We start from the raw sequence: 22,426 nt of genomic DNA on the forward strand, positions 1-22,426 counted from the left end.
TCCTGCAAAGACCATGCGAGATAGTGATATTTTTTGCTACACTAGGCAAATCTAACCTTAATCGTTAAATCTCAATGTCTGAAAAAAAATCACCATTTATCCTAGTTGACGGATCTTCCTACCTGTTCCGCGCCTATCATGTACCGCAATTACAACGAATGACAAACTCCAAGGGCATGATGACAGGTGCCGTGTTTGGTGTTATCAATATGCTGAAGAGTCTGATTAAAGAGTATCAGCCAGAATATATGGCGGTGGTGTTTGATGCTAAGGGTAAGACATTCCGCAATGATCTCTACCCGGAATACAAAGCCAACCGTCCACCCATGCCCGAAGACTTACGCCAACAGATTGAACCTATTCATGAAATTGTAAAAGCAATGGGGCTACCTCTACTAGTGATCGATGGCGTTGAAGCTGATGATGTGATTGGCACATTGGCCAAGCAAGCCTGTAAAGAAGGTCGCGAAACTCTGATATCCACAGGTGACAAGGATATGGCTCAGCTGGTCAGCGATCATGTCACTTTGATCAATACCATGGATAAAAACAATCCGATTACCGATAAAGACCGAGTGGTTGAAAAGTTTGGTGTCAGGCCAGAGCAGATAATCGACTATCTGGCATTGGTAGGCGATAAAGTCGATAACATCCCCGGGGTCGATAAGTGCGGGCCAAAAACCGCAGTTAAATGGTTGGAGCAATACGATAGCTTGCAGGGTGTGATTGAACATGCTGATGAAATTGGTGGCAAGATTGGTGAGAACCTGCGTGATGCAATTGAGAGACTGCCGCTTTCTTATGAGCTCGCAACGATAAAGTTAGATTGTGATTTAGAGTTTCAGCCTGAAGATTTAACTATTGATAGTCCGGATTTAAAAGCACTAAAAGAGCTTTACGGCGAAATGGAGTTTAAACGTTGGCTAACGGATGTATTAAAAGAGCTGGGCGAGCCTGGTTCGATAGACGCAAGCGATGAAGACGGTGCATCCATCGCTCTGGTTGATCGTTCAAAATATGAAACTATCCTTGAGCAAAAAGAACTGGACAAATGGATAGAAAAATTAAGCGAAGCAGACCTGTTTGCCTTTGATACCGAAACTACCAGCCTGAATTATATTGAAGCAGAGCTGGTAGGGATGTCATTTGCGCTGGACACTGGTGAGGCAGCCTACTTGCCTGTAGCGCATGCTTATATGGGTGCGCCAACACAGCTGGACCGGGATGAGGTTTTAAAGCAGCTAAAGGGTCTTCTGGAATCAGAAAAGCATAAAAAGGTCGGGCAGAATTTGAAGTACGATATGAGCGTGCTGGCAAACTATGGAATAGAACTAGGTGGCATAGAGTTCGATACCATGCTTGAGTCCTACTGTCTGAATAGCGTTGCCAGTCGTCATGATATGGATACGCTTGCATTGCATCATCTAAATCACGTTAACATTAAGTTTGAAGAAATCGCGGGCAAAGGCAAAAATCAACTAACGTTCGATCAAATTGAAATTGAAAAAGCAGCACCATATGCAGCCGAAGATGCTGACATTACCATGCGTTTGCATAAAAAATTATGGCCTGAACTGAAAGAAAATGATGGACCGACTCAGGTTTTCAAGCACATTGAGATGCCACTTTTAAGAGTCTTATCCAAAGTTGAGCGTAATGGTGTTCTGGTTGATGGTAAACTGCTGCTGGAAAAAAGTCATTTATTTGAGAAACGTTTAAAGGAGCTTGAAAAAGAAGCATTTGAAATAGCGGGTAAAGAGTTTAATCTAGGCTCACCCAAGCAATTACAGACTATTTTTTATGAAGAGCTGGGTCTGCCGATTTTGAAGAAAACGCCAAAAGGCCAGCCATCAACTGCAGAAGAAGTATTGCAGGAATTAGCGTTAGATTATCCGCTGCCAAAGTTAATTCTGGAACACAGAAGTTTAAGCAAATTGAAATCGACTTATACCGATAAGCTACCGCAAATGATTAATGATAAGACCGGTCGCGTTCATACCTCTTATCATCAGGCTGTGGCAGCGACAGGAAGACTGTCATCAACTGATCCAAATCTACAGAATATTCCGATCAAGACAGAAGAAGGACGCAGTATTCGCACCGCATTTATTGCGCCAAAAGGATGCAAAATTTTAGCGGCGGATTATTCACAAATTGAGCTTCGTATCATGGCACACCTGTCGCAAGACAAAGGTTTGCTTAAAGCATTTGAAGAAGGACTGGATGTTCACTCGGCGACCGCTGCAGAAGTATTTGATGTGCCATTGGAAGAAGTGACTTCCAATCAACGTCGTAACGCCAAGGCGATCAATTTTGGTCTGATTTACGGTATGTCAGCTTTTGGTTTGGCCAAACAAATCGATACCGACAGAAACACGGCACAAGATTACATCAACACTTATTTTGCCCGTTATCCAGGTGTAGAGACCTATATGGAGTCAACTCGACAGAAAGCCGCAGATTTAGGCTATGTGGAAACGCTTTATGGTCGCCGCTTATATTTACCGGAGATTCATTCAAAAAACGGCATGCGCAGAAAAGCAGCCGAACGCACCGCGATTAATGCGCCAATGCAAGGCAGTGCTGCAGATATTATCAAGCTGGCCATGCTGGAGGTGGATAAATGGCTTAAGGACGTGAAAGGCATCAAGATGATCATGCAGGTGCACGATGAACTGGTTTTTGAAGTTGAAGAAAGCCAGTTAAAATTGGCTCAAAAGAAGATCCCAGAATTAATGGAGAGTGTTGCTGAATTATCAGTTCCCTTGATTGCCGATGTGGGCGTGGGCGACAACTGGGACGAAGCACACTAAAGTTTATTGCGAGAAATCGCTGTAAAACAATCAAGAAATGTGAACCGCTCGCGGTAGCTTCTGTGAGTTACTTTTAAGCAAAAGACGGCTATCGTTAGCCTGTTCACATTTCTAACCACTCTTTACAAAAGCTGACACTTTTCTTGCAACAAACACCTTAAACCAATGTCTATTGTATTGAGCGCAACGAATGCGCTCCCCGCGACTCCCTCCTTCCAGCGGGACTTGCAGTTCGGCCTCCCCAAGCCGGATTGCGTATTTGGGGTGGTGCCTTGTTCCCTCAGGCCACCCCTTTTTTTATGCCGGAATGCTTCTTAAAAGGCGTTAAAATTTATAGATTAAGGTAGCAAGGTGTCTTCATAAAAAGATAAGCCCGGCTAAGTTCACATTTTTCAAATTTGCATTGGCAATTGGTTTGCGCTGCTCAATGCGCTGATATAGTTTTTATTGGTCATCGTCTGATGACGGTGATTACAGTTAATGAAATTTAACGATAGGAGAAAATAGATGAAAAAAATAATGGCTACATTGCTTGTTTTTCTTGGTCTGGCGAATATGGCTGGAGCGGTAGAAAAGAAAGATCAAAGAGGCCAGGCAGCAAATAATGACGTTGCAGCAGTGGATTTAGCCTGGGAATTGGCACCAGTGAAAAGTTATAACGAACTCATCAATATGGCTGCGAAAGAGTCTCCCTTGGATGCATTAAGCCCAGCTGCCAAACAACGTTTTATTGATAGCGTTGTGTTTACAGAAGAAGGTGTTGCAGGATTTTACTATAAAGACTTAGAACTTGAGCTAACGCCTAGTGAAATTCATAAGATACTGAGTTTGATTGGGGCACAACATATGACGTCAGCTTTTAAGAAAGCCAGAGTGGAAACAAAAGCTGATTATTCGATCTTATATAGTAAAGATCCAAAATCTCCAGATGGAAACTTTTTACTGGATTATTATTGCTACCAAAGGGCCTCCTGTGAAGAGAGTACGGGTAAAGCTTGTACAAAAAACTGTTGATTTAAGTTAAAAATAGGGAGGTGGGTGCTCAGTATTTGAGTGCCCTGCTTATGCCATGAGGATGTTTATTCTAATTCTTGCTATGTTTACTCTTTTTCCGACAGCACTGTTGGCGACAGAGTGTGACATAAATCTGAAAAGGGATATTACTGATTTAAATATCGAGATCGAAAAAATATTAGAAGAAGAAAGCAAGCAAAGGCAAAGCCAATCAGATAGATTGACGGATACACGCGGCCTTAGACTCAGAAAGTTTTATGATCAATGTTTGTTGGCGGCTGTCAATGCTACGCCGGTTGCAGATTTATCTGTTGCGCAGATAACGGAGCTCTTCAATATAGTCAACGTCATCCACTTTTATGCAGGCGAGAAAGAGCAGGTTGGGTTAGCCAAAAAACTGGTTGAGGAGCTTGTTGCCCGAAAGGGGGAGCATCAAGTAGTACCAAGATTGTTTGAACTAAGTCAAATGATGGTTCAGTCAAGGTTGTTTGATGAATACAACGAGCTCGAACTCGACCATCAAGAGCTGTCATTTCCTGCTTTGCCTAAGATCAGTAAATTAGAGAAGACCGAACTCGATGGAAGGCCTATCCTGCAGGTTACAGATGAAGGATTGAGCATAATTTCGCATAGATTTCCTTCGGCAGGCTACGTTATTGTGGTTGGTCACCCCTTGTGCCATTTCTCACAAAATGCTCGAAGGGACATCGCCAGCGATGCAGTTTTATCTAACATCATGCGGCACAAGTCATCTTGGTTAATACCTCCTGGAAGAAGGCTCTACTTTGCCGAAACCTTAGAGGCAAATCAGGCTAGTAACTTGAGCCCGTTTGCGTACGCTCATGCAAAAAGTGACTGGCCGGAGATTGGTTACTGGGGAACGCCCACGTTTTACTTTTATTACAATGGTCAGTTGCGACATCAACTAGTCGGATGGCCAGGAGAAGCTAATATCGCTGAATTAAAGAAAGGTTTGGTCATGATAGGTCTTCTTGAGCGTTAGTGTGGAGACAAGTCGGCTAAATTTGCAAAGAAAGCCGACTAGCATTGGTTTAGTTCTGGAGTAGCAGGGCGATAATTGAGGCTTACAATAACTCCTGAACCGCCCGCTATTTTTAGCAAGGTGAAAAGTATATACGGTTGCTCAGGCATGTAGCTCTATAAGCGCTTGTTTGTATTACATTACTGCTTTAAATTGGTTTTTTGCTTGAGTGAGTATGTCGGCTTAGTTACATAGGCTCTTGACTGTACGGCTAAATTTGGTAGCGAACATCAGCATGTATTGATCACTACCATTAAGCAAGCAAATCCTTAAACTCTTCCAGTTCGTGTAGGCTTTCAAACGCTGGCTCGCGTTCAATTTCTTCTGCCAGTTTCGGCGCCTTTTCCACTGCGATTTTGATATCCTGAATAGCATCTTGCACAGCGCCATTGGCGGCATTGGCACAAGCTCTTTGCCAATAGGCCAGGCCATAATCTTCATCCTGATCGATAGCCCGATTCGCCAAACTAAATGCCCATTCATACTCACCCAGTTCAAAAGCGGCATCGGCTTTATAGATCAGGGCTTCGATATCGGTTGGGTTAATTGCCAGTAGTTCATCGTAAAGCTTTATCTTCTGGTGGATGTTGGTTTCGAGGCCAGCGCGCATCCAGATCGAATGAATTTCATTAGCTTTGGAGATGTCTTCCTGAGCTTCAATGATTTCTTGCGAGCGACGTTTGAGTTTGTCTTCCAGATCCTTTAGCCGTTCTTCATATTTGCTGGTCAGTTCGGTGATTTTTGTTTCGACCACTTCGTTGAGCTTGCTGCGAACATCGCGAAGCGAACGCCAGCCCATGAGTACCAGTAGCGATGCGGCGGTGGTAATAATGATAAAAACATTGTTAAGGGTATCGGTGGTGTAGCGGATAGCTCGGTCTGATGCGTCAAGGCGTGCATGAGCAACTTTTTGTTCGACTTCAGCTCTGAAGGCCTGTTGGTCCTGACGAATGCTTTTCAGCTCATCAAGAATGTATCGCTCGATTAAAGGTGGATACTGAGCAGGCGTTGCGTTGGTTTTTGGCGGTTGCTCTTTTTCTGGTTGTTGATCTGCGGCTATGGCATTGGAGCTTATTACCAATAAAAGAATAGCGATAATACGGCTGATCATGGGCTTCCTCGCTAGAATAAACAAAGGCTTAGTGGTTTGATCCTAGCGGAGGCGGTGGTGCTTTGCAAAATAAAGCAGATATAACTTACAGCAATATGAGAAAAGTGCTCTATTAAAATGATTAATCCAATCAATAGAATGCATGGTGGGCAGGAAGCCTAATTAACTTATAAGGAGTTTAAAATGAAAATCAGTAAGAAAATATATTTACCCACCTTTATAGCAACACTCATATTAGCCGGTTGTGAAACCGTGAGTTTACCTGACGCCGGCGAACATAGCCCTCCATCAATAAAAGTATCAATGCCGTCAACCGATCTAAGTGCAGCGTATGGCACAACGGTTAATGTTGATTTCCTTCGAGAAGGGGAAACAGCTGAGTTTCGAGGTGTTAATCCCAACACCAGATATACGTTTCTGGCAACTGCCGAGGATCTGCAGTCAGGGGTGAAGAATGTGACAGTGCAGGTTAATGTGAAATTTAAGTGCCGTGTAAGAACGTATGATTCGGATGGCAATGAGCGCGAGTACGGCTTTATTGAGTTAGGTGAGAATCTGGATCGTCGTTATCCGCTACCAGGATCTGGTGATGAAGTGCCAAGAGTAAAGGCGGTTAGTACAACTATAATCTTAAAGGAGGCAAATGAAGTATGCGCCAGACTCGGTGGAGCAGGTGGTATCATGCGTGCAAAAGTCACTGCGTCAGCTACTAATTACTTCGATTTAAGTGCCAGAAAAGAGTTTGATTTAACCTTTAGGTTCTAATGACTCTAATCCGACCAATGAGAAAGGGGCTATCGAGCCCCTTTTATTTTTTATACTGCAACCTGCTGATTTAGGCTTATTGAGACTGTTCCTCGGACTCTTCAGATGGTTGATACCACTCATCAAGGATTTTGTAGAGTTGATCTAGACCCTCACGCTTAAGCGAAGAAAAGGCTTGTACGGTTGCTGTTGGGTGTAGTTCCTTAACGGCTTTCTTACACTGCAGGACAGCCTTAGATTTTGCGCCTTGCTTGAGTTTATCGGCTTTACTGAGCAGGCAGTGTACGGGCAGTCCCACTTCAGAGGCCCAGGCCAGCATGTCCTGATCGCTATCCTTAAGGAAATGACGAATATCCATTAATAGCACCAATCCTCGCAGGCACTTACGTTGCTGCAGATAACGTGATAGCTCTTCCTGCCATTGTAGCTTCATGGCCTCGGGAACCTTGGCATAACCGTAACCCGGCAGGTCAATCAGGCGTCGATCTTCGTCGAGAGTAAAGACATTAATCAGTTGAGTGCGGCCCGGCGTTTTACTGGTTCGGGCGAGGCTTTTCTGTTGGGTCAGAGTGTTTAGCGCACTGGACTTGCCAGCGTTAGAACGGCCAGCAAAAGCCACCTCAATCCCTTCGTCGGGCGGCAGTTGGGCGAGTTTGGCAGCGCCAAGTAGATATTTAGCAGTCTGATAGTTCATAAAGGCGTATTTTTTATAAGAGATATTGGCATTTTACTGGTTAGTTCCCTATAATTCATCGAACTTTTTTCGAATTCTCCGTCATTGCACATGCGCGATGACTATTTAACAGAACTATACGGGTAACCTGATGAAAAAGTTAGTGATTGTTGCATTATTCTTATTTGGTGCCACTGCTTCTGCGCAGGAAGGTGATGCCGCCAAAGGTGCGGAACTGGCTACTACATGTGCCGCTTGTCACGGTAAAGATGGTAATAGTGCCAATGCAATTTGGCCAAAATTGGCAGGTCAAAATGCAAAGTACCTTGAAAAGCAGATTAAAGACTTTCAGGCTGGTGCAAAAGACCAGTCACAAGGTCGTTATGATCCGTCAATGGCACCAATGGTTGCTAACTTGAGCGACCAGGATATTGCAGACTTGGCGGCTTATTATGCCAGTCAGGAAACTCAGCTTGGTGCTGTAAAAAAAGAATTCCTGGAGTTAGGAAAGAAAATCTATTTCCAGGGCGATGCAGAGCGTGGTGTTGCAGCCTGTGCCGCTTGTCATGGAGCAACTGGCCAAGGTCTTGACTTAGCTGGCTATCCAGCAGTTTCTGGCCAACACCCAGAATATACTATCAAGCAATTGAAAGATTTCAGTTGGGCAAAACGCGCTAATGATGATAATGCTGTTATGCGTGATATCGCAAACCGCATGTCTGAACAACAAATTGAAGCAGTTGCACACTTTATGTTGGGTCTTCACTAATTTGACCGCTTAAAGTTGCAAACACCTGTTGAATCAGGGTAAAAAAGGCGACATCAGTCGCCTTTTTTTATGGCGTCTGGAGTAGCACTAGCTGCTTGAGCTGTTGTCTATGAGTTGAACCAATATCTATCCAGAGAATGTTTATGAAATATTTATTATCGGTTTTTGCACTAAGTATAGCTTCTGCTGCCAGTATCCCAGGCGCCGCTGCAATTGAGCAGGGGCAGGATTACTGGCGGATTGAGTTACCAGATTCAAAGCAGTTAAACACAGAGGATAATCTCTATTTCAGTTGGCTAGGTTGTAGCTCTTGTCGAGCGCTTGAGCGGGAACTTTCCGCTGAGCTGGAAGAGCTTGAGTATGTGCCGCTAATTGCGCGCCCTGAATGGCGAGCAGCGGCAAAATTGCACTATACCATGCAATTGCTGGAGCTCAGTGAGCAGCAGAAAGCGGACATGATCGCTAAAATTGATAGTGGCGACATAGACGTAACTGACTTCAACGCCATGCAGGAAGAGTTATTGGTCATGGGTGTTGATGAGGAAGTCTTAACGGAATTACTTGAAAATAAAGAGCTTTATCAACAAGTTCAAAGAGCTGAACGACTCGCTGCCAAGTATCAGATTCAATATGCACCAACAGTCGTCATCAAAGGGCAGTTTGCCACCGACGCCAATCACACCATGAAAGTAGACCGTTTTGCAGAAGTGTTACGTTATCTGAAATCTTTGTAGTAAGGTACGAGAACTGTCGTCTGTAGGGGCGAACTGCGTTCGCCTAATTAAATGTTGGAATGCACCAACTCTTTAAATTCATTCAGTTAAACCTAAATATCGTCATCCCGTGGCTTGACCGCGGGATCCAGTGATTTACTAAAGAGCGTTAAAAGATCTGGATTCCCCAGTCAGGCTGGGGAATGACGAAGCAAATATTTAGTATTGCTCTTAATTGATTGGTGTTAGTAAATCCTTTTTTTCCAGTCTACGTGTGCAATTCAAAACTTCCTGTTTTGAATTGCTATATCTTAGCTACTACTCAGCTCAATCAAAAAGGGGTTGTTAGTGCATGTCTGAGCAGGAGTTAGTACAAATCACCCCCAATAATCCGGTAAGGTTTTTTCATTGCTATGATGGCTGGCGTTATAGAGTGCGTCGAGGGTTGCTGAGCGACACTCGCGTCGATAGAGAACAAGTACGACGATGCTTGAACAGAGGATAAAAATCCAGGAATTGAAGAACCAGCCGAGCACAGCGATGGCGAATGTGTAGGCACGCAGTCCATAGTTAAAGGAATTGGAGGCGCGGCTTAGTAGCCAGTTAGTATGTTTGATGAAAAGCTTATGCTCTTCCGGATCACCGGATTGATCGGGCGCTGCGCCAAACAGAACCACTGCAAAGTTGTACTGGCGCATTGACCAGGTGAATTTGAAAAATGCATAAGCAAAACAAATCACCAGCAAAATAATTTTAACTTCCCATGCCGCACGTGAGGCGATTTCTATCCAGGGCAGGGCGGATAACAGGTTGATAGCCTGCTGGGTTGAGCCGAGAACCGTTAACAAACCTGCGATAATAAATATAGTGGTGGATGCAAAGAAAGTAACATTACGCTGAAGTATGCCAAGTCCGGTCATATCGGAAATTTTCACGTCGCGTTTCAGCATCTTTTCAATCCATTGCTCCCGATTGGCAGCCAGTTGGTTGGCAATGGTTGGCCGTTTGCCATGTTGTATTCTAGCGTATTGCGTGTAGCCGACCCAGCAAACTAAAAACCAGACCAGCGCAATCCAGTCGAGTAACGGCAAAAAAGATAAGGCCATGAGAAATCCTCAAACTTAGGCATAAGTGGTTGCAGGAGTGTGGTTAAAAGTGACATGCTTTGAAGTTCAGTTCAAGCAACTTTATGATATGGCTGCATAACTTTATGACACAGCAGACAGAGCTTAAGAATAATCTACAGGATGCCAGTAGTCCTTATTTACAGCAGCATCAGGATAACCCTGTGCACTGGCAGCAATGGACAGCAGAAACACTGGAGCTTGCACGGCAGCTGGATAAGCCGATTCTATTGTCGGTGGGCTATTCATCCTGTCATTGGTGTCATGTCATGGCTCATGAGTCATTTGAGGATGATGCAACTGCTGCAGTCATGAATGAGCTTTTTATTAACATCAAGCTGGATCGCGAAGAGCGCCCGGATCTGGATAAGACCTATCAATTGGCTCACCAGCTTCTCAATCGTCAGGCTGGCGGTTGGCCACTAACCACTTTTCTTGACCCACATACTCTAACGCCCTTTTTCAGCGGCACCTATTTTCCGAAACAGCCCAAATACGGTATGCCGGCATTCACCGACTTATTGAAGAATATTGCCCATGTCTTTGCGCAAAAGCGCGAAGAAATCAGGCAACAGAATGGCCAATTGCAGGAAGCGTTGCAGTTTGTCTCTGGCTCAATCAGTCGCTCGCAGGCGTCGTCTGAGGTAACGGCTGATGAGTTGAGCACTGCCTTTATTGATGAGGTATTGAAACGCGCCGATAAGGATTTTGGTGGCTTTCAGGGCGCGCCCAAGTTTCCGCAGGCAGCAATCTGGCAAACTGTGTTTGAGCTGGTATTGAATGAGAAAAGCCAACACAAAGCATTAAGCGACCAGCTGCAGAAAACCCTCGGCGCCTTTGCAGACTATGGTCTCTACGATCATCTGGGCGGTGGTTTTTTCCGCTACTGCGTGGATGAAGGCTGGGATATTCCGCACTTCGAAAAAATGCTCTATGACAATGGGCAGCTGATCAGGCTGATGTCTGAAGCGGGTCATTATTATGCTTGCGGCGACTGGATGCAGTGCGTTAAGCAAAGCATCAGCTGGTTATCGGAACAGATGCAGAGCGAACAGGCGACCTATTACTCGGCGCTGGATGCCGACAGTTTGAATGAAGATGGGCATAGCGAAGAAGGAGCCTATTACGTCTGGGCGCAAGATGATTTACAGGGTTTGAGTAGTGATGAACAGGCGGTTGCCAGACACTATTATGGCATGGATGACAAAGCCAATTTCGAAGGAAAGTGGCATCTGATCTGTCGCAGCTCATTGACTGAAGTGTCAGAAAAAACAGGGGTTCATCCTAAACAGTTGCCACTGGTCATTGAGTCTGTGCGCCAACAACTTAAAAGTCAGCGTGATGCGCGACCCTTACCCTTTCTCGACGATAAACAGTTGACCAGCTGGAATGGATTACTTCTGCAGGGGCTCTTCAGTGCGGCCCGTCAGCTGGGAAACGAAAATATTTTGCAACAGGCCAAAAATGCCCAGCAGGGACTAGAGCAAACAATATGGAACGATAAGCAGTTGATGGCATGCTATCGTGACGGTGTAGCTTATCAGCCGGGGTTTCTAGATGATTACGCCTATCTGGCCAAAGCATTATTGATGAGACTGACTTTTGATTTTGATGAGGCTGGCTGGCAGTGGTTGCTGCAATTGTGCGATGGACTCTGGGTGCAATTCGCCGATAAGCAGAACGGCGGCTTTTTCTACACGGCCAATGACGCTGAAACGGTCATCACACGTCATAAAAGCTGGAGCGATGATGCCATGCCTAATAGCGCCTGTCAGGCACTGGAAGTATTGTGGCTGGTTTCTGAGTTGACCGGCAAGCTGGACTGGCAGGAGTTTATTGAGAAGAGTTTAGCCGATGCCAGTCAGGAGGCTATCAAGGCGCCTTTGCAGTATCCATCGGTAGTGCGGCTGCTACAAGCTTTTGATAAAGGCTCCGAAATCTGGGTGTTACGCGGGAACCTGCATCAGACGGTTGCCTGGCAGGAGTATCTGACCACTGGTCAATATGGCAATCGCTGGGTATTTAGCCTTAAAGCTGACAGTGATTTATTAACCGATAAATATCCGCTGCAAGAAAAGGCAGTCGCTTATTGTTGTCGCAATCGGCAGTGCTTCCCTGCACTGGAATCATTGGATGCAATACAAGAATTTTTGCAAACAAACTAAGTTGCTGATTATTTCAGCAGGCTAGCAAGTTTAGCGACCAGTTTACTGATTCCGCTGGCAGCTTCCGAGACACTTCCGGCTAGCATATAAGCGGGTGTCGACACCAGGTTGCGTTCTTCATCGTAGACAATATCTTCCACCGGACAGGCCATGTGCACGCCGCCCATGGCTTCGATGGCATTAGCCGTATCCTTGTCATTACCAATCGTCAGCTTGCTGCCTTCGCCATACAGTCTTGGGATCATGGCTGGTGCAATGCAGATAAAGCCAACCGGTTTTTTGGCTGCGGCCATGGCTTTGATAAATCGCTCCACGTCAGAATTTACTGTGCAATCACTACCTTTAACCGCAAAATCGCAGAGGTTCTTGGCTGCACCAAAACCACCAGGCAGCACAGCAGCATCAAAGTCGGATTCTTTGGCTTCTGCCAGGTCCTTGATATTGCCGCGTGCAATGCGCGCAGCTTCAACCAGCACATTGCGTGACTCGCCCTCGGCAACATCGCCGGTCAGATGATTAATGACATGCATCTGCTCAATATTTGGCGCGAAGCACTGGTAGTCGAGACCATTTTGTTCCAGCGCTAACAAGGTCAGCACGCTTTCATGGATTTCAGCGCCATCGTAGACGCCACAGCCGGATAAAATCACTGCAATCTTTTTCATAATTCTCCCTGCTTGGTTCAGTCGAATGAAGTTAAAACTCCATCATAATATAAGCAAAATTAGCTGTCAGGCGTAAGAATTTTGATTTTTGCGACGTTTTAACCGAAACTAGAGGACAGCCTGCCGGGTAGGAATGCACAAAGGCGAAAATAACGTCGCAAAGGGCCATGAATGGTGACACGATTTCTTTTTCTTTTCTGTTTAATTGGGACAATTTTTTTAAGCCAACAGTCACAAGCTAACCAACAGCTTGTGGATGCTATTGGCGTTGAGGACCAGTTATCACAAAGCGTGATCACTGCAGTTGTGGAAGACGAGCAGGGTTTTTTATGGATTGGAACCGAAGATGGCCTTAACCGTTATGACGGCTACCAGATTAAAGTCTTTCAGAAACAGAACAGCAATCTTTCCCACCCGACCATTCATGATCTGCTGGTGGCTGATGATGGCGATATCTGGATTGCTACTGAGAATGGTCTGAATATTTTTCGGCAGCAGACCGGCAAGATTATTAACTTTCACCACAATCCGCTGGAGCCTTTCACATTAGCCAATGATTTTGTAACCAGCCTGGCTAAAGATGATAAGGGCGGTATCTGGGTGGCGACCTATAATGGCCCTTCTTATTACGACCCTGCTATTGAAGGCTTTAAAACCTACCCTATCATGTTGAGCCGTCGAGTAACGGCAACGGTCAGTGAACTTCGTAAAATTTATGTGGACAGTCAGCAGCGGGTGTGGGCAGTCACTACTCGCGGAGAGTTGGCGCAGTTTAATCCGAATAGTGAACAGTTCTTTATCATCAACTCCACCACCGGCGGTCAGCTGGGAGGCATCGGTGATATTGAAGAAACTCCAGAGGGCAATATCTGGCTGGTCTCCTACCAGCAGGGTATCATCGAATATCGCCCTGATGATAATTCCTTTACCCCAATCCTGTATTCAGATCTTGGGCTACGAGATGCCAATCTACAGGCCAGCACCGTCTTTTTTGATCAAAACGACAACCTCTGGCTCGGCACGGTAAAAGAGGGGCTTTATTCAATTAATCGTCAAACTGGCCGTTCTAATCATTATCGTTATGGCCGCCCAGGCTCGATCGGCAGTAATACCATTAACTCCTTATATGAGGACAGCAACGGAATTCTGTGGGTCGGTACCTCTGCTTATCTGAATAAAATCAACCCGAATGCAATTTTATTCAATCATAATTATTTTCAGCCGGATTCATTCGATTCGCTGGCAGCAGACTTTACTTTTGCTCTTCACGTCACCGCAGACGACCAGCTGCTGATAGGCAGCGATGGGCACGGAATTACCTTGATGGATGCTCGTGATCCACTCGATCTGAAAAAAATTACCATTATTGATCCGCCTGAACTGAAAGATAAAACCATTAACTATATTGGCTCCGCCAGTGCAGGCAAGGCCTGGGTGATGACATTTGATGCAGTCTGGTTGCTGAATATCAAAAACCAGGAGTTGCGGCAGGTATTCGAGAATGAAAGCTATACGGCTGAGTTACTGACTGCACATTATCAAGATGGCGACTTATGGATAGGAACAACCGAGGGGCTGTGGCGACTTGATCAGAATTTCAAGGTCAATCGCTATCGTGTGATCGATGCTGACTTTCACCGCAACAACCGGATTAACACGATAATTGCCAGTGATGATGGTCGCCATCTATGGATCGGGACTGAAAGCGGCGTTCATCTTTTTGATATTGAAAATACCAGCTTTAAGAACCTTAACCAGTTAATAAAAGAGGTGCCGGAAGAAGCGAATGACGTTGTACTAAGCCTGGGGCTGGATCAGTTTCAGCGTTTATGGATTGGTACTTTCGGTAATGGACTGGTGGTCGTTGATCTGACTCGTCAGATCGCTACTACCATTAATAGCACCAGTTCAGGTATCCATGACAGTATTTACAGCATGGAGCTGGATACTAACAAGTATGTTTGGGTTGGTACCGGGCGAGGCCTGTTTCGGGTTTCACCCACTGATTTTAGTCTGACTCAGTTCACGCTGGCAGAAGATCAGCCAATCCTCGAATTTAATACCGGCGCCAGCACCCATGATCAAGATGGCAATCTCTATTTTGGTGGTATCAATGGCATCATCAACTTCCGCGCCGAGGCTTATCAGGCAGATGAAATTCCTCCCACGCCAGTGATCACCGAAATATTAATCAATAATAATCCGGTACTGGTGGCCGATGAGCATAAAGCTCGCCTGAACAAACCAGCGAATCTCGCCAGCGAAGTGACATTCTTTCCCGAGGATACCAGCATCAGTTTTGAGTTTTCTGGACTGAATTACGCTGACCCAAAAAATAACCGCTATCGCTTTATGCTCGAAGGCTACGATAAGGAATGGATTGAAACTGATGCCAAGGGACGCCGTGCCACCTACACTAACCTGCAGCCCGGCGATTATCGTTTTCTGGTCAAAGCATCAAACAAAGATGGTGTCTGGAGTGAAACTCCGGTGGAGCTAAAAGTGAAGGTAAAAACCTCAGGCTGGCTGAGTCCTTCGGCTTTCACCCTGTATGGGTTTATGCTGGGCTTGATTATTTTGGCCTTCTCTTATCTGATCTGGGCGCGGGTGCGTGAGCGAAGAACTGCAGCTCTACAACTGACGCAAAGTGAGGAGCGTCTCAAGCTATCACTATGGGGGAGTGGTGATGAGCTGTGGGATTGGCAAATACCATCAGGCGCTTTACACCTTTCCAATGAATGGCCTTATGACTTTCCGCGAGATGGAGTCCGAAGCGGGTATTCAATGGCAAATTCGAATATCCACCCAAATGACCTGCCCTATGTTCGACAGGCTTTAAATGCGCATCTGTCCGATAAGTCCATGCACTATGAAAGCACCTACCGTATCAGCGATGAACAGGGTGGTTGGATCTGGGTGCTGGATCGCGGCAAGGTGGTGAGCCGCGATGCTAACCAGAAGCCATTGCGGATGGCGGGCACCCTGAAGAATATAACCGAGCTGAAAAACACTGAGCAGCAGCTTAGTATGATCGTGAAGTCGTTCGATAACATTTCGGATGGTGTCTGGATTCTGGATGAGAACTTTCACTATATCGCTGTCAATAAGGCTTTCACCAAAATTACCGGTTTCGAAGAGTCGGAAGTACTGGGCAAGCTGATGAACGTCAGCGCCTTACATGAGATCACTGATGAAGAGTTTATGGAGTTACGTCAGGAACTGGCCGATGAGGGCTGCTGGTACGGTGAGCTGGTAGCAAAGCGAAAAGATAATACTACCTATCCGATTGAAATTAATATCGATGTAGTGCGCGATAATGATGGCAATGTGATCAATTATGTCGGCGTTTTCTCGGACATTACCTTCCGCAAGCAGGCGGAAAGAGAACTGCGCCGGTTAGCTACGGTCGATCAACTGACCGATCTAAAAAATCGCACCAGCTTCAGAAATCATTTTCAGCATCTGATCGCGCACTCTGAGCGTGGCGATCAACATGCATTATTATTTATTGACCTTGATAACTTTAAGCGAATCAATGATTCTTTAGGCCATGGCATTGGCGACGAGCTACTGATTTATGTGGCAAAAATCCTGCAGGAAATAATCAGCGAACAGCACGGCGTGGTGGCGCGTCTGGGTGGTGACGAGTTTACTGTGCTGTTGCAGGAAGTAGATACCTGGAACAAGCCCGCCAAGATCGCTCAGGCGATCCTGGATGAGTTTGCCAAACCACTGCCGCTGTCTACAGCGGAAGTGGTGGTGTCGCCCAGTATTGGTATTGTGATGTATCCGGAAAATGGCCTGACTGCCGAGGAGCTGCTCAAAAATGCCGACACCGCCATGTATTACGCCAAGAAGAAAGGCAAGAACACCTATCAGTTCTATACCCGCCAGATGAATGAACAGGCTAAACTGCGGATTACCTTAGAGGGCGAGCTGCGCCAGGCGATTGAGAAAGATGAGTTTGTCATGTTCTACCAGCCCAAGGTCAGCCTGCAAACCGGCAAGATTACCGGAATGGAAGCGCTGGTACGCTGGCGTAACCCACGTCGCGGTCTGGTGCTGCCGAACGAGTTCATTCCTCTGGCTGAGGAAGCGGGTTTTATTATTCCGATCAGCCAAAGAGTTATTGAGAAAACCTGTCTGCAGATTCGTGACTGGCAAAATCGTGGCATTTTCCATGGCAAGGTTGCGGTTAACCTGTCCGCAGTTCAGTTCTACCATGAAAATCTGTGGGAAACGGTTAAGAATGCACTACATCTGGCTAAAATTGAACCTGATGCGCTGGAGTTTGAAATCACCGAAGGCATGGTGATGGAAGATTTGACCCAGTCAATCCAACAGATGCGCACCTTGCGTGAGATGGGTATCAGTCTGGCACTGGATGACTTTGGGGTGGGTTACTCATCGTTAGGTAACCTCAAGGACTTTCCTATTGATACCTTGAAAGTTGATCGGACATTCGTCTGGGATCTTGAGGACTCTGAGCGCGATCGTAATCTTGTCGCTTCAATTGTGACTCTGGCTCATAACCTGGACATTAAGGTCGTAGCCGAAGGGGTGGAAAACCGTAATCAGGTGGAGGCTCTTCGCGAAATGGGCTGTGAAGAAATTCAGGGTTTCATCTTCAGTCGCCCGGTTCCGCCCTGGGATATTGAGACCATGCTCAATATTAAAGACTTTGATCTGGACGAGTTTATTACCCAGAATGAATCGGACTAATTCTACTAATGCATAACTCGGATTTGCATTAATTTAGCCACAAAGCCCGAATTTATTGCCTTCTAGAGGAAAAAACTGAGTAAAAAACAGGCAAATCATTTGATTGGTCAGGGCGGGTCTGCGACAATATGCGGCCTAAAAAATGCTGCCTTTTGAGGAGACCTCATGTCACTGTCAGGTAACGACATGCTTACCCGTTTTCAACTTGCTAACGCAATCCGCGCATTGAGTATGGATGCTGTCCAGAAAGCCAAATCCGGCCACCCCGGAGCGCCCATGGGCATGGCTGATATCGCTGAAGTCCTCTGGAACGACTATCTGGTTCATAATCCTGCAAACCCTGACTGGGTCAATCGTGACCGCTTTGTGATGTCGAATGGCCATGGTTCCATGCTGGTTTATTCGCTGCTACACCTCACCGGCTATGACATTTCAATTGATGATCTGAAGAACTTCCGTCAACTGCATTCTAAAACTCCTGGCCATCCAGAATATGGCTACACTCCTGGCGTAGAAACTACCACTGGTCCATTAGGCCAAGGCATTGCCAATGCGGTTGGCTTTGCGATTGCAGAAAAGAAACTGGCAGCAGAGTTTAATAAACCCGAGCATAACATCATTGATCACTACACCTATGTATTCATGGGGGATGGTTGCATGATGGAAGGCATTTCGCATGAAGTCTGTTCATTGGCCGGCACCTTAGGTTTGGGCAAGTTGATCGCGTTTTATGACGACAACGGCATTTCGATTGACGGTGAAGTAGATGGCTGGTTCTCTGACGATACGCCAAAACGTTTTGAAGCCTATGGCTGGCAGGTCATTCCTGCGGTTGATGGACATGATCCGGAAGCCATCAAGGCAGCGATTGAAGAAGCGCGTGCTAACACTGAACGACCAACCCTGATTTGCTGCAAAACCATTATTGGTTTCGGCTCACCGAACAAACAAGGCAAAGAAGAATGTCATGGTGCACCACTGGGTGATGATGAAATTGAGCTGGCACGTAAGCAGCTCAATTGGCCGCATGCCGCATTTGAAGTACCTGAAATCATTCAGCAGGAATGGAGTGCGCGTGAAGTTGGTCAACAGCAGGAAGCTGCCTGGAACAAAAAATTTGTTGCTTATAAAGAAGCTTACCCAGAGCTGGCCAATGAGCTGGAGCGTCGTTTAAGCCGTCGCCTGCCAGTAGATTTTGCTGAACAGGCGCAATCCTATATTGCTAAGTTACAGGAAGAAGGCCCGGTGGTCGCTTCACGTAAAGCCTCGCAAATGGCAATCAACGCTTATGCACCATTGTTACCTGAGTTAGTTGGTGGTTCGGCTGACCTGGCAGGTTCAAACCTGACCATTCACAGCCACTCTAAAGGCATCGAAGCCAAAGACGCCAACGGTAACTATGTGTATTACGGTGTCCGTGAATTTGGTATGTGCGCCATCATGAATGGCATGGCGCTACATGGCGGTTTGATGCCTTATGGCGGCACCTTCCTGATTTTTATGGAATACGCGCGCAATGCTCTTCGTATGGCAGCGCTTATGAAGCAGCAGGCGATTTACGTCTTCACGCACGATTCAATCGGTCTGGGCGAAGATGGCCCTACGCACCAGCCAATCGAGCAATTAGCGAATTTACGCACTACGCCGAACATGTCGGTTTGGCGTCCATGCGATGCGGTAGAAACCGCAGTGGCCTGGAAAGCAGCAATTGAACGTCGTAATGGCCCAACAGCATTGAGTCTGAGCCGTCAAAATCTTGAGCATCAGCAGCGTGATAGCGAGCAATTAGCTAATGTTGAACGCGGTGGTTATGTGTTGGTGGATTGTGTTGACAAACCAGAATTGATTTTCATCGCTACCGGTTCCGAAGTTGAGCTGGCGGTGCAGGCAGCAAAAGCATTAAGCGAAAAAGGTAAGCAGGTTCGTGTGGTTTCGATGCCATCGACCGATGTCTTTGAAGCACAGGATGCCAGCTATAAAGAAGCGGTACTGCCAAGTGATGTACCGAGCCGTGTGGCTATTGAAGCGGGTATTGCAGACTACTGGTACAAATACGTTGGCCTTGATGGTCGCATCGTTGGCATGACCAGCTTTGGCGAGTCTGCGCCAGCTGGTGACCTGTTCAAACATTTTGGGTTTACAGTAGACAATGTGGTTGCTGTAGCCGAAGAACTTTTAGATTAAACGCCTGAGTAATTTCTGGAGATAAAGATGACAGTTAAAGTTGCAATTAATGGTTATGGTCGTATCGGACGTACCGCCCTTCGTGCGATTTATGAGCACGGTTACCGTGATCGCATTCAAGTGGTAGCGATCAACTCTTCACACCCAGCTGAAACTACCGTTCATTTGACAAAGTATGATACTACTCACGGTCGTTTTAATGCCGACGTTACTACCGATGGCGAATACATGATCGTTAACGGCGATAAAATTAAGTTGTATGCCGAGCGTAACCCAGAGCTAATTCCTTGGGGCGAGCAGGACGTCGACGTAGTTTTTGAATGTACTGGCGTATTTAAAGATCAGGCTGGTGCATCAAAGCACTTCAAAGGTGGCGCAAAGAAAGTTCTTATCTCAGCACCAGGTGCGGCAGACGTTGATGCAACCGTTGTATTCGGTGTCAATGATGACATTCTTAAGCCAGAGCACCGCGTGGTATCAAACGCATCCTGTACCACTAACTGTTTGGCGCCATTGGCTAAAGTTCTTAACGACACAGTGGGCATCAACAAAGGTTTGGTTAACACTATTCATGCTTATACCAACGACCAGCGCTTGATTGATAACCAGCATTCAGACTTGCGTCGTGCGCGTGCCGCAGCACAAAGCATTATCCCAACTAAAACGGGTGCTGCTAAAGCAGTAGGTTTAGTGCTTCCGGAGTTGAATGGCAAGCTGGATGGTTTCGCTATGCGCGTACCAACCATCAACGTATCGTGTGTTGATTTAACTTTCGAAGCCGGTCGTAATACTTCAGCCGAAGAAATTAATGAAATCGTTAAGAAAGCAGCAGACGGCCATGTATTGTGCTACAACGACGAGCCGCTGGTTTCTATCGACTTCAACCACAGCCCAGCATCATCAACTTTCGATGCCGGCCTGACTCGTGTACAGGAAGGCAACTTCGTGAAAGTAGTTACCTGGTACGATAATGAGTGGGGTTTCTCGAACAGAATGTTAGACGTTGCCATCAAGATGATGTCTGTCTAGCAATCTTTTTCTTGTAATACTTTGTTATGGCTAATTTTTATCAAGCTGGCGTATTTGAATACGCGTCGCTTTCAAAAAATTAGCCATGCCTCGTCTTACAAGAAAAATCTAAGCTATCCAGCGCATAACTTGGTTGAAGGTGTTGCCTAAAACCAAAAATCCTAGCTTAGATTAGCGGTCTACTTGCCGTATTGCTTACTAACCACTGTTTCATGTAAGTCCGAAGTATGCAGTGCGTCTTACAAGAAAAACGACTGCCAGGGATGGCAGGAGTGCAGAAAATGCAGGAGCAATTTTCTGAGCTACACTATCCAGTTCGCTGTTTGACTGGAAATGTTTCGTAGGGTGCGTCATGACGCACCGTTTGTGTTTTTAAAGGCTGGGAACCATTACCCAGATAACCAATTTACCATGAATGGTTTAAGACTATGAATGTGTTGAAAATGTCTGATCTGGATCTTCAGGGAAAGCGTGTTTTAATTCGTGAAGATCTCAATGTGCCGGTGAAAGATGGCAAAATCACCAGTGATGTTCGTATTCAGGCGGCTTTGCCGACCATCAAGCTGGCTCTGGAAAAAGGTGCTAAGCTGATGGTGATGTCGCACCGTGGCCGTCCGACTGAAGGTGTGCTGACTAAAAACGATTCCATGCAAATCGTGGCAGATTACTTAAACGAGGTTTTGGATGTTCCGGTACGTCTGGTTACTGAATATTTAAATGGCGTTGAGGTTAATGACGGCGAAGTGGTTTTATTCGAAAACGTTCGTTGTAACGTCGGCGAAAAAGCCAATGATGATCGTCTTTCTAAAATGTACGCCGATTTGTGCGATGTATTTGTGCATGACGCTTTTGGAACCGCTCATCGCGCTCAGGCATCCACTCATGGAGTTGCTAAGTTTGCACCAGTTGCCTGCGCAGGCCCATTGTTAGCCGGTGAGTTGGAAGCTTTAGGCAAAGCACTGGATAATCCAGCCCGTCCTATGGTGGCGATTGTTGGTGGCTCAAAAGTTTCGACCAAGCTAACCGTACTGGACTCGCTATCACGCATTGTTGATCAGTTGATTGTCGGCGGTGGTATTGCTAATACCTTTATCGCCGCAACAGGACATTCGGTTGGCAAGTCCTTGTATGAAAAAGATTTAATTCCAGAAGCAAAACGCCTAATCGAACAAGCGCAATCGAAAGGTGGCGACATTCCGGTGCCGGTCGACGTGGTAACCGGTAAAGAGTTCGCAGAATCGGCAGCCGCGGAAACTAAGTCGGTTAATGATGTGGCAGAAGATGATATGATTTTCGATATTGGCCCAAAGTCAGCCGAGCATCTTGCCAAGATCCTAAAAGAAGCGAAAACTATTGTCTGGAATGGCCCAGTTGGTGTTTTCGAATTTGATCAGTTTGGTCACGGCACAGAAGTGATTGCTAAAGCAATTGCTGACAGTGATGCCTTTTCAATTGCAGGTGGTGGCGACACCATAGCTGCGGTCGATAAGTATGGTATTGCAGATAAGGTTTCATACATTTCAACTGGTGGTGGTGCTTTCCTGGAGTTCCTGGAAGGCAAAGAATTACCAGCAGTGGCAATCTTAGAAGAGCGAGCGAAAGGCTAGCTTTTAAAGACTGTCGAACAGGATACAAAG

15 protein-coding genes are annotated in these 22,426 nt (G+C 46.1%); 11 read left to right on the forward strand and 4 right to left on the reverse strand.

Annotated features, from left to right (window positions below; genetic code table 11):
- Positions 1-74 precede the first annotated feature (74 nt).
- From polA to HUJ19_RS04330, 3 genes are all read left to right on the forward strand, one after another.
- Complete coding sequence (gene polA, locus HUJ19_RS04320; RefSeq protein WP_290622463.1) at positions 75-2,813, forward strand: DNA polymerase I; 2,739 nt, start codon at positions 75-77, stop codon at positions 2,811-2,813.
- Positions 2,814-3,320: 507 nt separating this feature from the next.
- The gene (locus HUJ19_RS04325; protein WP_290622464.1) at positions 3,321-3,827 is read left to right on the forward strand and encodes a hypothetical protein; all 507 of its coding nucleotides are present in this window, start codon (positions 3,321-3,323) and stop codon (positions 3,825-3,827) included.
- 61 nt (positions 3,828-3,888) lie between these two features.
- Positions 3,889-4,830 carry a hypothetical protein gene (locus tag HUJ19_RS04330; protein ID WP_290622465.1) on the forward strand — a complete coding sequence of 314 codons (942 nt, stop codon included), beginning with the start codon at positions 3,889-3,891 and terminating at the stop codon, positions 4,828-4,830.
- Between the two features lie 292 nt (positions 4,831-5,122).
- Here the strand turns inward: HUJ19_RS04330 and HUJ19_RS04335 are convergent, their stop codons facing one another.
- Positions 5,123-5,980 carry a tetratricopeptide repeat protein gene (locus HUJ19_RS04335; RefSeq protein ID WP_290622466.1) on the reverse strand — a complete coding sequence of 286 codons (858 nt, stop codon included), beginning with the start codon at positions 5,978-5,980 and terminating at the stop codon, positions 5,123-5,125.
- Positions 5,981-6,163: 183 nt separating this feature from the next.
- Here HUJ19_RS04335 and HUJ19_RS04340 point away from each other — a divergent pair, with 183 nt between their 5' ends.
- A complete protein-coding gene (locus HUJ19_RS04340) occupies positions 6,164-6,745 on the forward strand; it encodes a hypothetical protein (protein WP_290622467.1) in 582 nt (193 codons plus the stop codon).
- A 76-nt stretch (positions 6,746-6,821) separates the two neighbouring features.
- Here the strand turns inward: HUJ19_RS04340 and yihA are convergent, their stop codons facing one another.
- The gene (gene yihA, locus HUJ19_RS04345) at positions 6,822-7,439 is read right to left on the reverse strand and encodes a ribosome biogenesis GTP-binding protein YihA/YsxC (RefSeq protein WP_290622468.1); all 618 of its coding nucleotides are present in this window, start codon (positions 7,437-7,439) and stop codon (positions 6,822-6,824) included.
- Positions 7,440-7,569: 130 nt separating this feature from the next.
- On the opposite strand from yihA, the gene HUJ19_RS04350 reads away from it, so the two are divergent.
- Together HUJ19_RS04350 and HUJ19_RS04355 are read left to right on the forward strand one after the other, a co-directional pair.
- The gene (locus tag HUJ19_RS04350) at positions 7,570-8,187 is read left to right on the forward strand and encodes a c-type cytochrome (protein WP_290622469.1); all 618 of its coding nucleotides are present in this window, start codon (positions 7,570-7,572) and stop codon (positions 8,185-8,187) included.
- Between the two features lie 143 nt (positions 8,188-8,330).
- Positions 8,331-8,921: a DsbA family protein gene (locus tag HUJ19_RS04355; RefSeq protein ID WP_290622470.1), complete on the forward strand. Its 591-nt coding sequence runs from the start codon at positions 8,331-8,333 to the stop codon at positions 8,919-8,921.
- A gap of 356 nt (positions 8,922-9,277) precedes the next feature.
- Here HUJ19_RS04355 and HUJ19_RS04360 read toward each other — a convergent pair whose 3' ends face one another.
- Positions 9,278-10,006: a DUF599 domain-containing protein gene (locus tag HUJ19_RS04360; RefSeq protein ID WP_290622471.1), complete on the reverse strand. Its 729-nt coding sequence runs from the start codon at positions 10,004-10,006 to the stop codon at positions 9,278-9,280.
- 104 nt (positions 10,007-10,110) lie between these two features.
- Between HUJ19_RS04360 and HUJ19_RS04365 the strand changes: the two genes are divergently transcribed.
- Positions 10,111-12,189, forward strand: coding sequence for a thioredoxin domain-containing protein (locus HUJ19_RS04365; protein WP_290622472.1), 2,079 nt, complete (start codon positions 10,111-10,113; stop codon positions 12,187-12,189).
- An 8-nt stretch (positions 12,190-12,197) separates the two neighbouring features.
- On the opposite strand, the gene elbB is transcribed toward HUJ19_RS04365, so the two are convergent.
- A complete protein-coding gene (gene elbB, locus HUJ19_RS04370) occupies positions 12,198-12,854 on the reverse strand; it encodes an isoprenoid biosynthesis glyoxalase ElbB (RefSeq protein WP_290622473.1) in 657 nt (218 codons plus the stop codon).
- A gap of 171 nt (positions 12,855-13,025) precedes the next feature.
- On the opposite strand from elbB, the gene HUJ19_RS04375 reads away from it, so the two are divergent.
- The 4 genes from HUJ19_RS04375 to HUJ19_RS04390 all read left to right on the forward strand — a co-directional run bounded on the left by HUJ19_RS04375 (position 13,026) and on the right by HUJ19_RS04390 (position 22,396).
- Positions 13,026-17,576, forward strand: a complete 4,551-nt coding sequence (locus tag HUJ19_RS04375; protein WP_290622474.1) for an EAL domain-containing protein — start codon at positions 13,026-13,028, stop codon at positions 17,574-17,576.
- Between the two features lie 186 nt (positions 17,577-17,762).
- On the forward strand, positions 17,763-19,760 hold the full coding sequence (tkt, locus tag HUJ19_RS04380; RefSeq protein WP_290622488.1) for a transketolase: 1,998 nt from the start codon (positions 17,763-17,765) through the stop codon (positions 19,758-19,760).
- Between the two features lie 27 nt (positions 19,761-19,787).
- On the forward strand, positions 19,788-20,789 hold the full coding sequence (gene gap / locus HUJ19_RS04385; RefSeq protein WP_290622475.1) for a type I glyceraldehyde-3-phosphate dehydrogenase: 1,002 nt from the start codon (positions 19,788-19,790) through the stop codon (positions 20,787-20,789).
- A 428-nt stretch (positions 20,790-21,217) separates the two neighbouring features.
- Positions 21,218-22,396 (forward strand): phosphoglycerate kinase, encoded by a 1,179-nt coding sequence (locus HUJ19_RS04390; RefSeq protein WP_290622476.1) that lies wholly within the window; start codon positions 21,218-21,220, stop codon positions 22,394-22,396.
- Positions 22,397-22,426 lie beyond the last annotated feature (30 nt).

The sequence above is a fragment of the Kangiella sp. genome, assembly GCF_014762745.1.
Classification (GTDB): domain Bacteria; phylum Pseudomonadota; class Gammaproteobacteria; order Enterobacterales; family Kangiellaceae; genus Kangiella.

Coding starts and splice junctions, on each gene's coding strand:
- HUJ19_RS04350 (WP_290622469.1), top strand. CDS start 7,570: ATGAAAAAGTTAGTGATTGTTGCATTATTCTTATTTGGTGCCACTGCT.
- HUJ19_RS04355 (WP_290622470.1), top strand. CDS start 8,331: ATGAAATATTTATTATCGGTTTTTGCACTAAGTATAGCTTCTGCTGCC.
- polA (WP_290622463.1), top strand. CDS start 75: ATGTCTGAAAAAAAATCACCATTTATCCTAGTTGACGGATCTTCCTAC.
- HUJ19_RS04325 (WP_290622464.1), top strand. CDS start 3,321: ATGAAAAAAATAATGGCTACATTGCTTGTTTTTCTTGGTCTGGCGAAT.
- HUJ19_RS04375 (WP_290622474.1), top strand. CDS start 13,026: ATGGTGACACGATTTCTTTTTCTTTTCTGTTTAATTGGGACAATTTTT.
- HUJ19_RS04335 (WP_290622466.1), bottom strand. CDS start 5,980: ATGATCAGCCGTATTATCGCTATTCTTTTATTGGTAATAAGCTCCAAT.
- yihA (WP_290622468.1), bottom strand. CDS start 7,439: ATGAACTATCAGACTGCTAAATATCTACTTGGCGCTGCCAAACTCGCC.
- HUJ19_RS04340 (WP_290622467.1), top strand. CDS start 6,164: ATGAAAATCAGTAAGAAAATATATTTACCCACCTTTATAGCAACACTC.
- gap (WP_290622475.1), top strand. CDS start 19,788: ATGACAGTTAAAGTTGCAATTAATGGTTATGGTCGTATCGGACGTACC.
- HUJ19_RS04360 (WP_290622471.1), bottom strand. CDS start 10,006: ATGGCCTTATCTTTTTTGCCGTTACTCGACTGGATTGCGCTGGTCTGG.
- HUJ19_RS04390 (WP_290622476.1), top strand. CDS start 21,218: ATGAATGTGTTGAAAATGTCTGATCTGGATCTTCAGGGAAAGCGTGTT.
- HUJ19_RS04365 (WP_290622472.1), top strand. CDS start 10,111: ATGACACAGCAGACAGAGCTTAAGAATAATCTACAGGATGCCAGTAGT.
- HUJ19_RS04330 (WP_290622465.1), top strand. CDS start 3,889: ATGTTTATTCTAATTCTTGCTATGTTTACTCTTTTTCCGACAGCACTG.
- tkt (WP_290622488.1), top strand. CDS start 17,763: ATGCTTACCCGTTTTCAACTTGCTAACGCAATCCGCGCATTGAGTATG.
- elbB (WP_290622473.1), bottom strand. CDS start 12,854: ATGAAAAAGATTGCAGTGATTTTATCCGGCTGTGGCGTCTACGATGGC.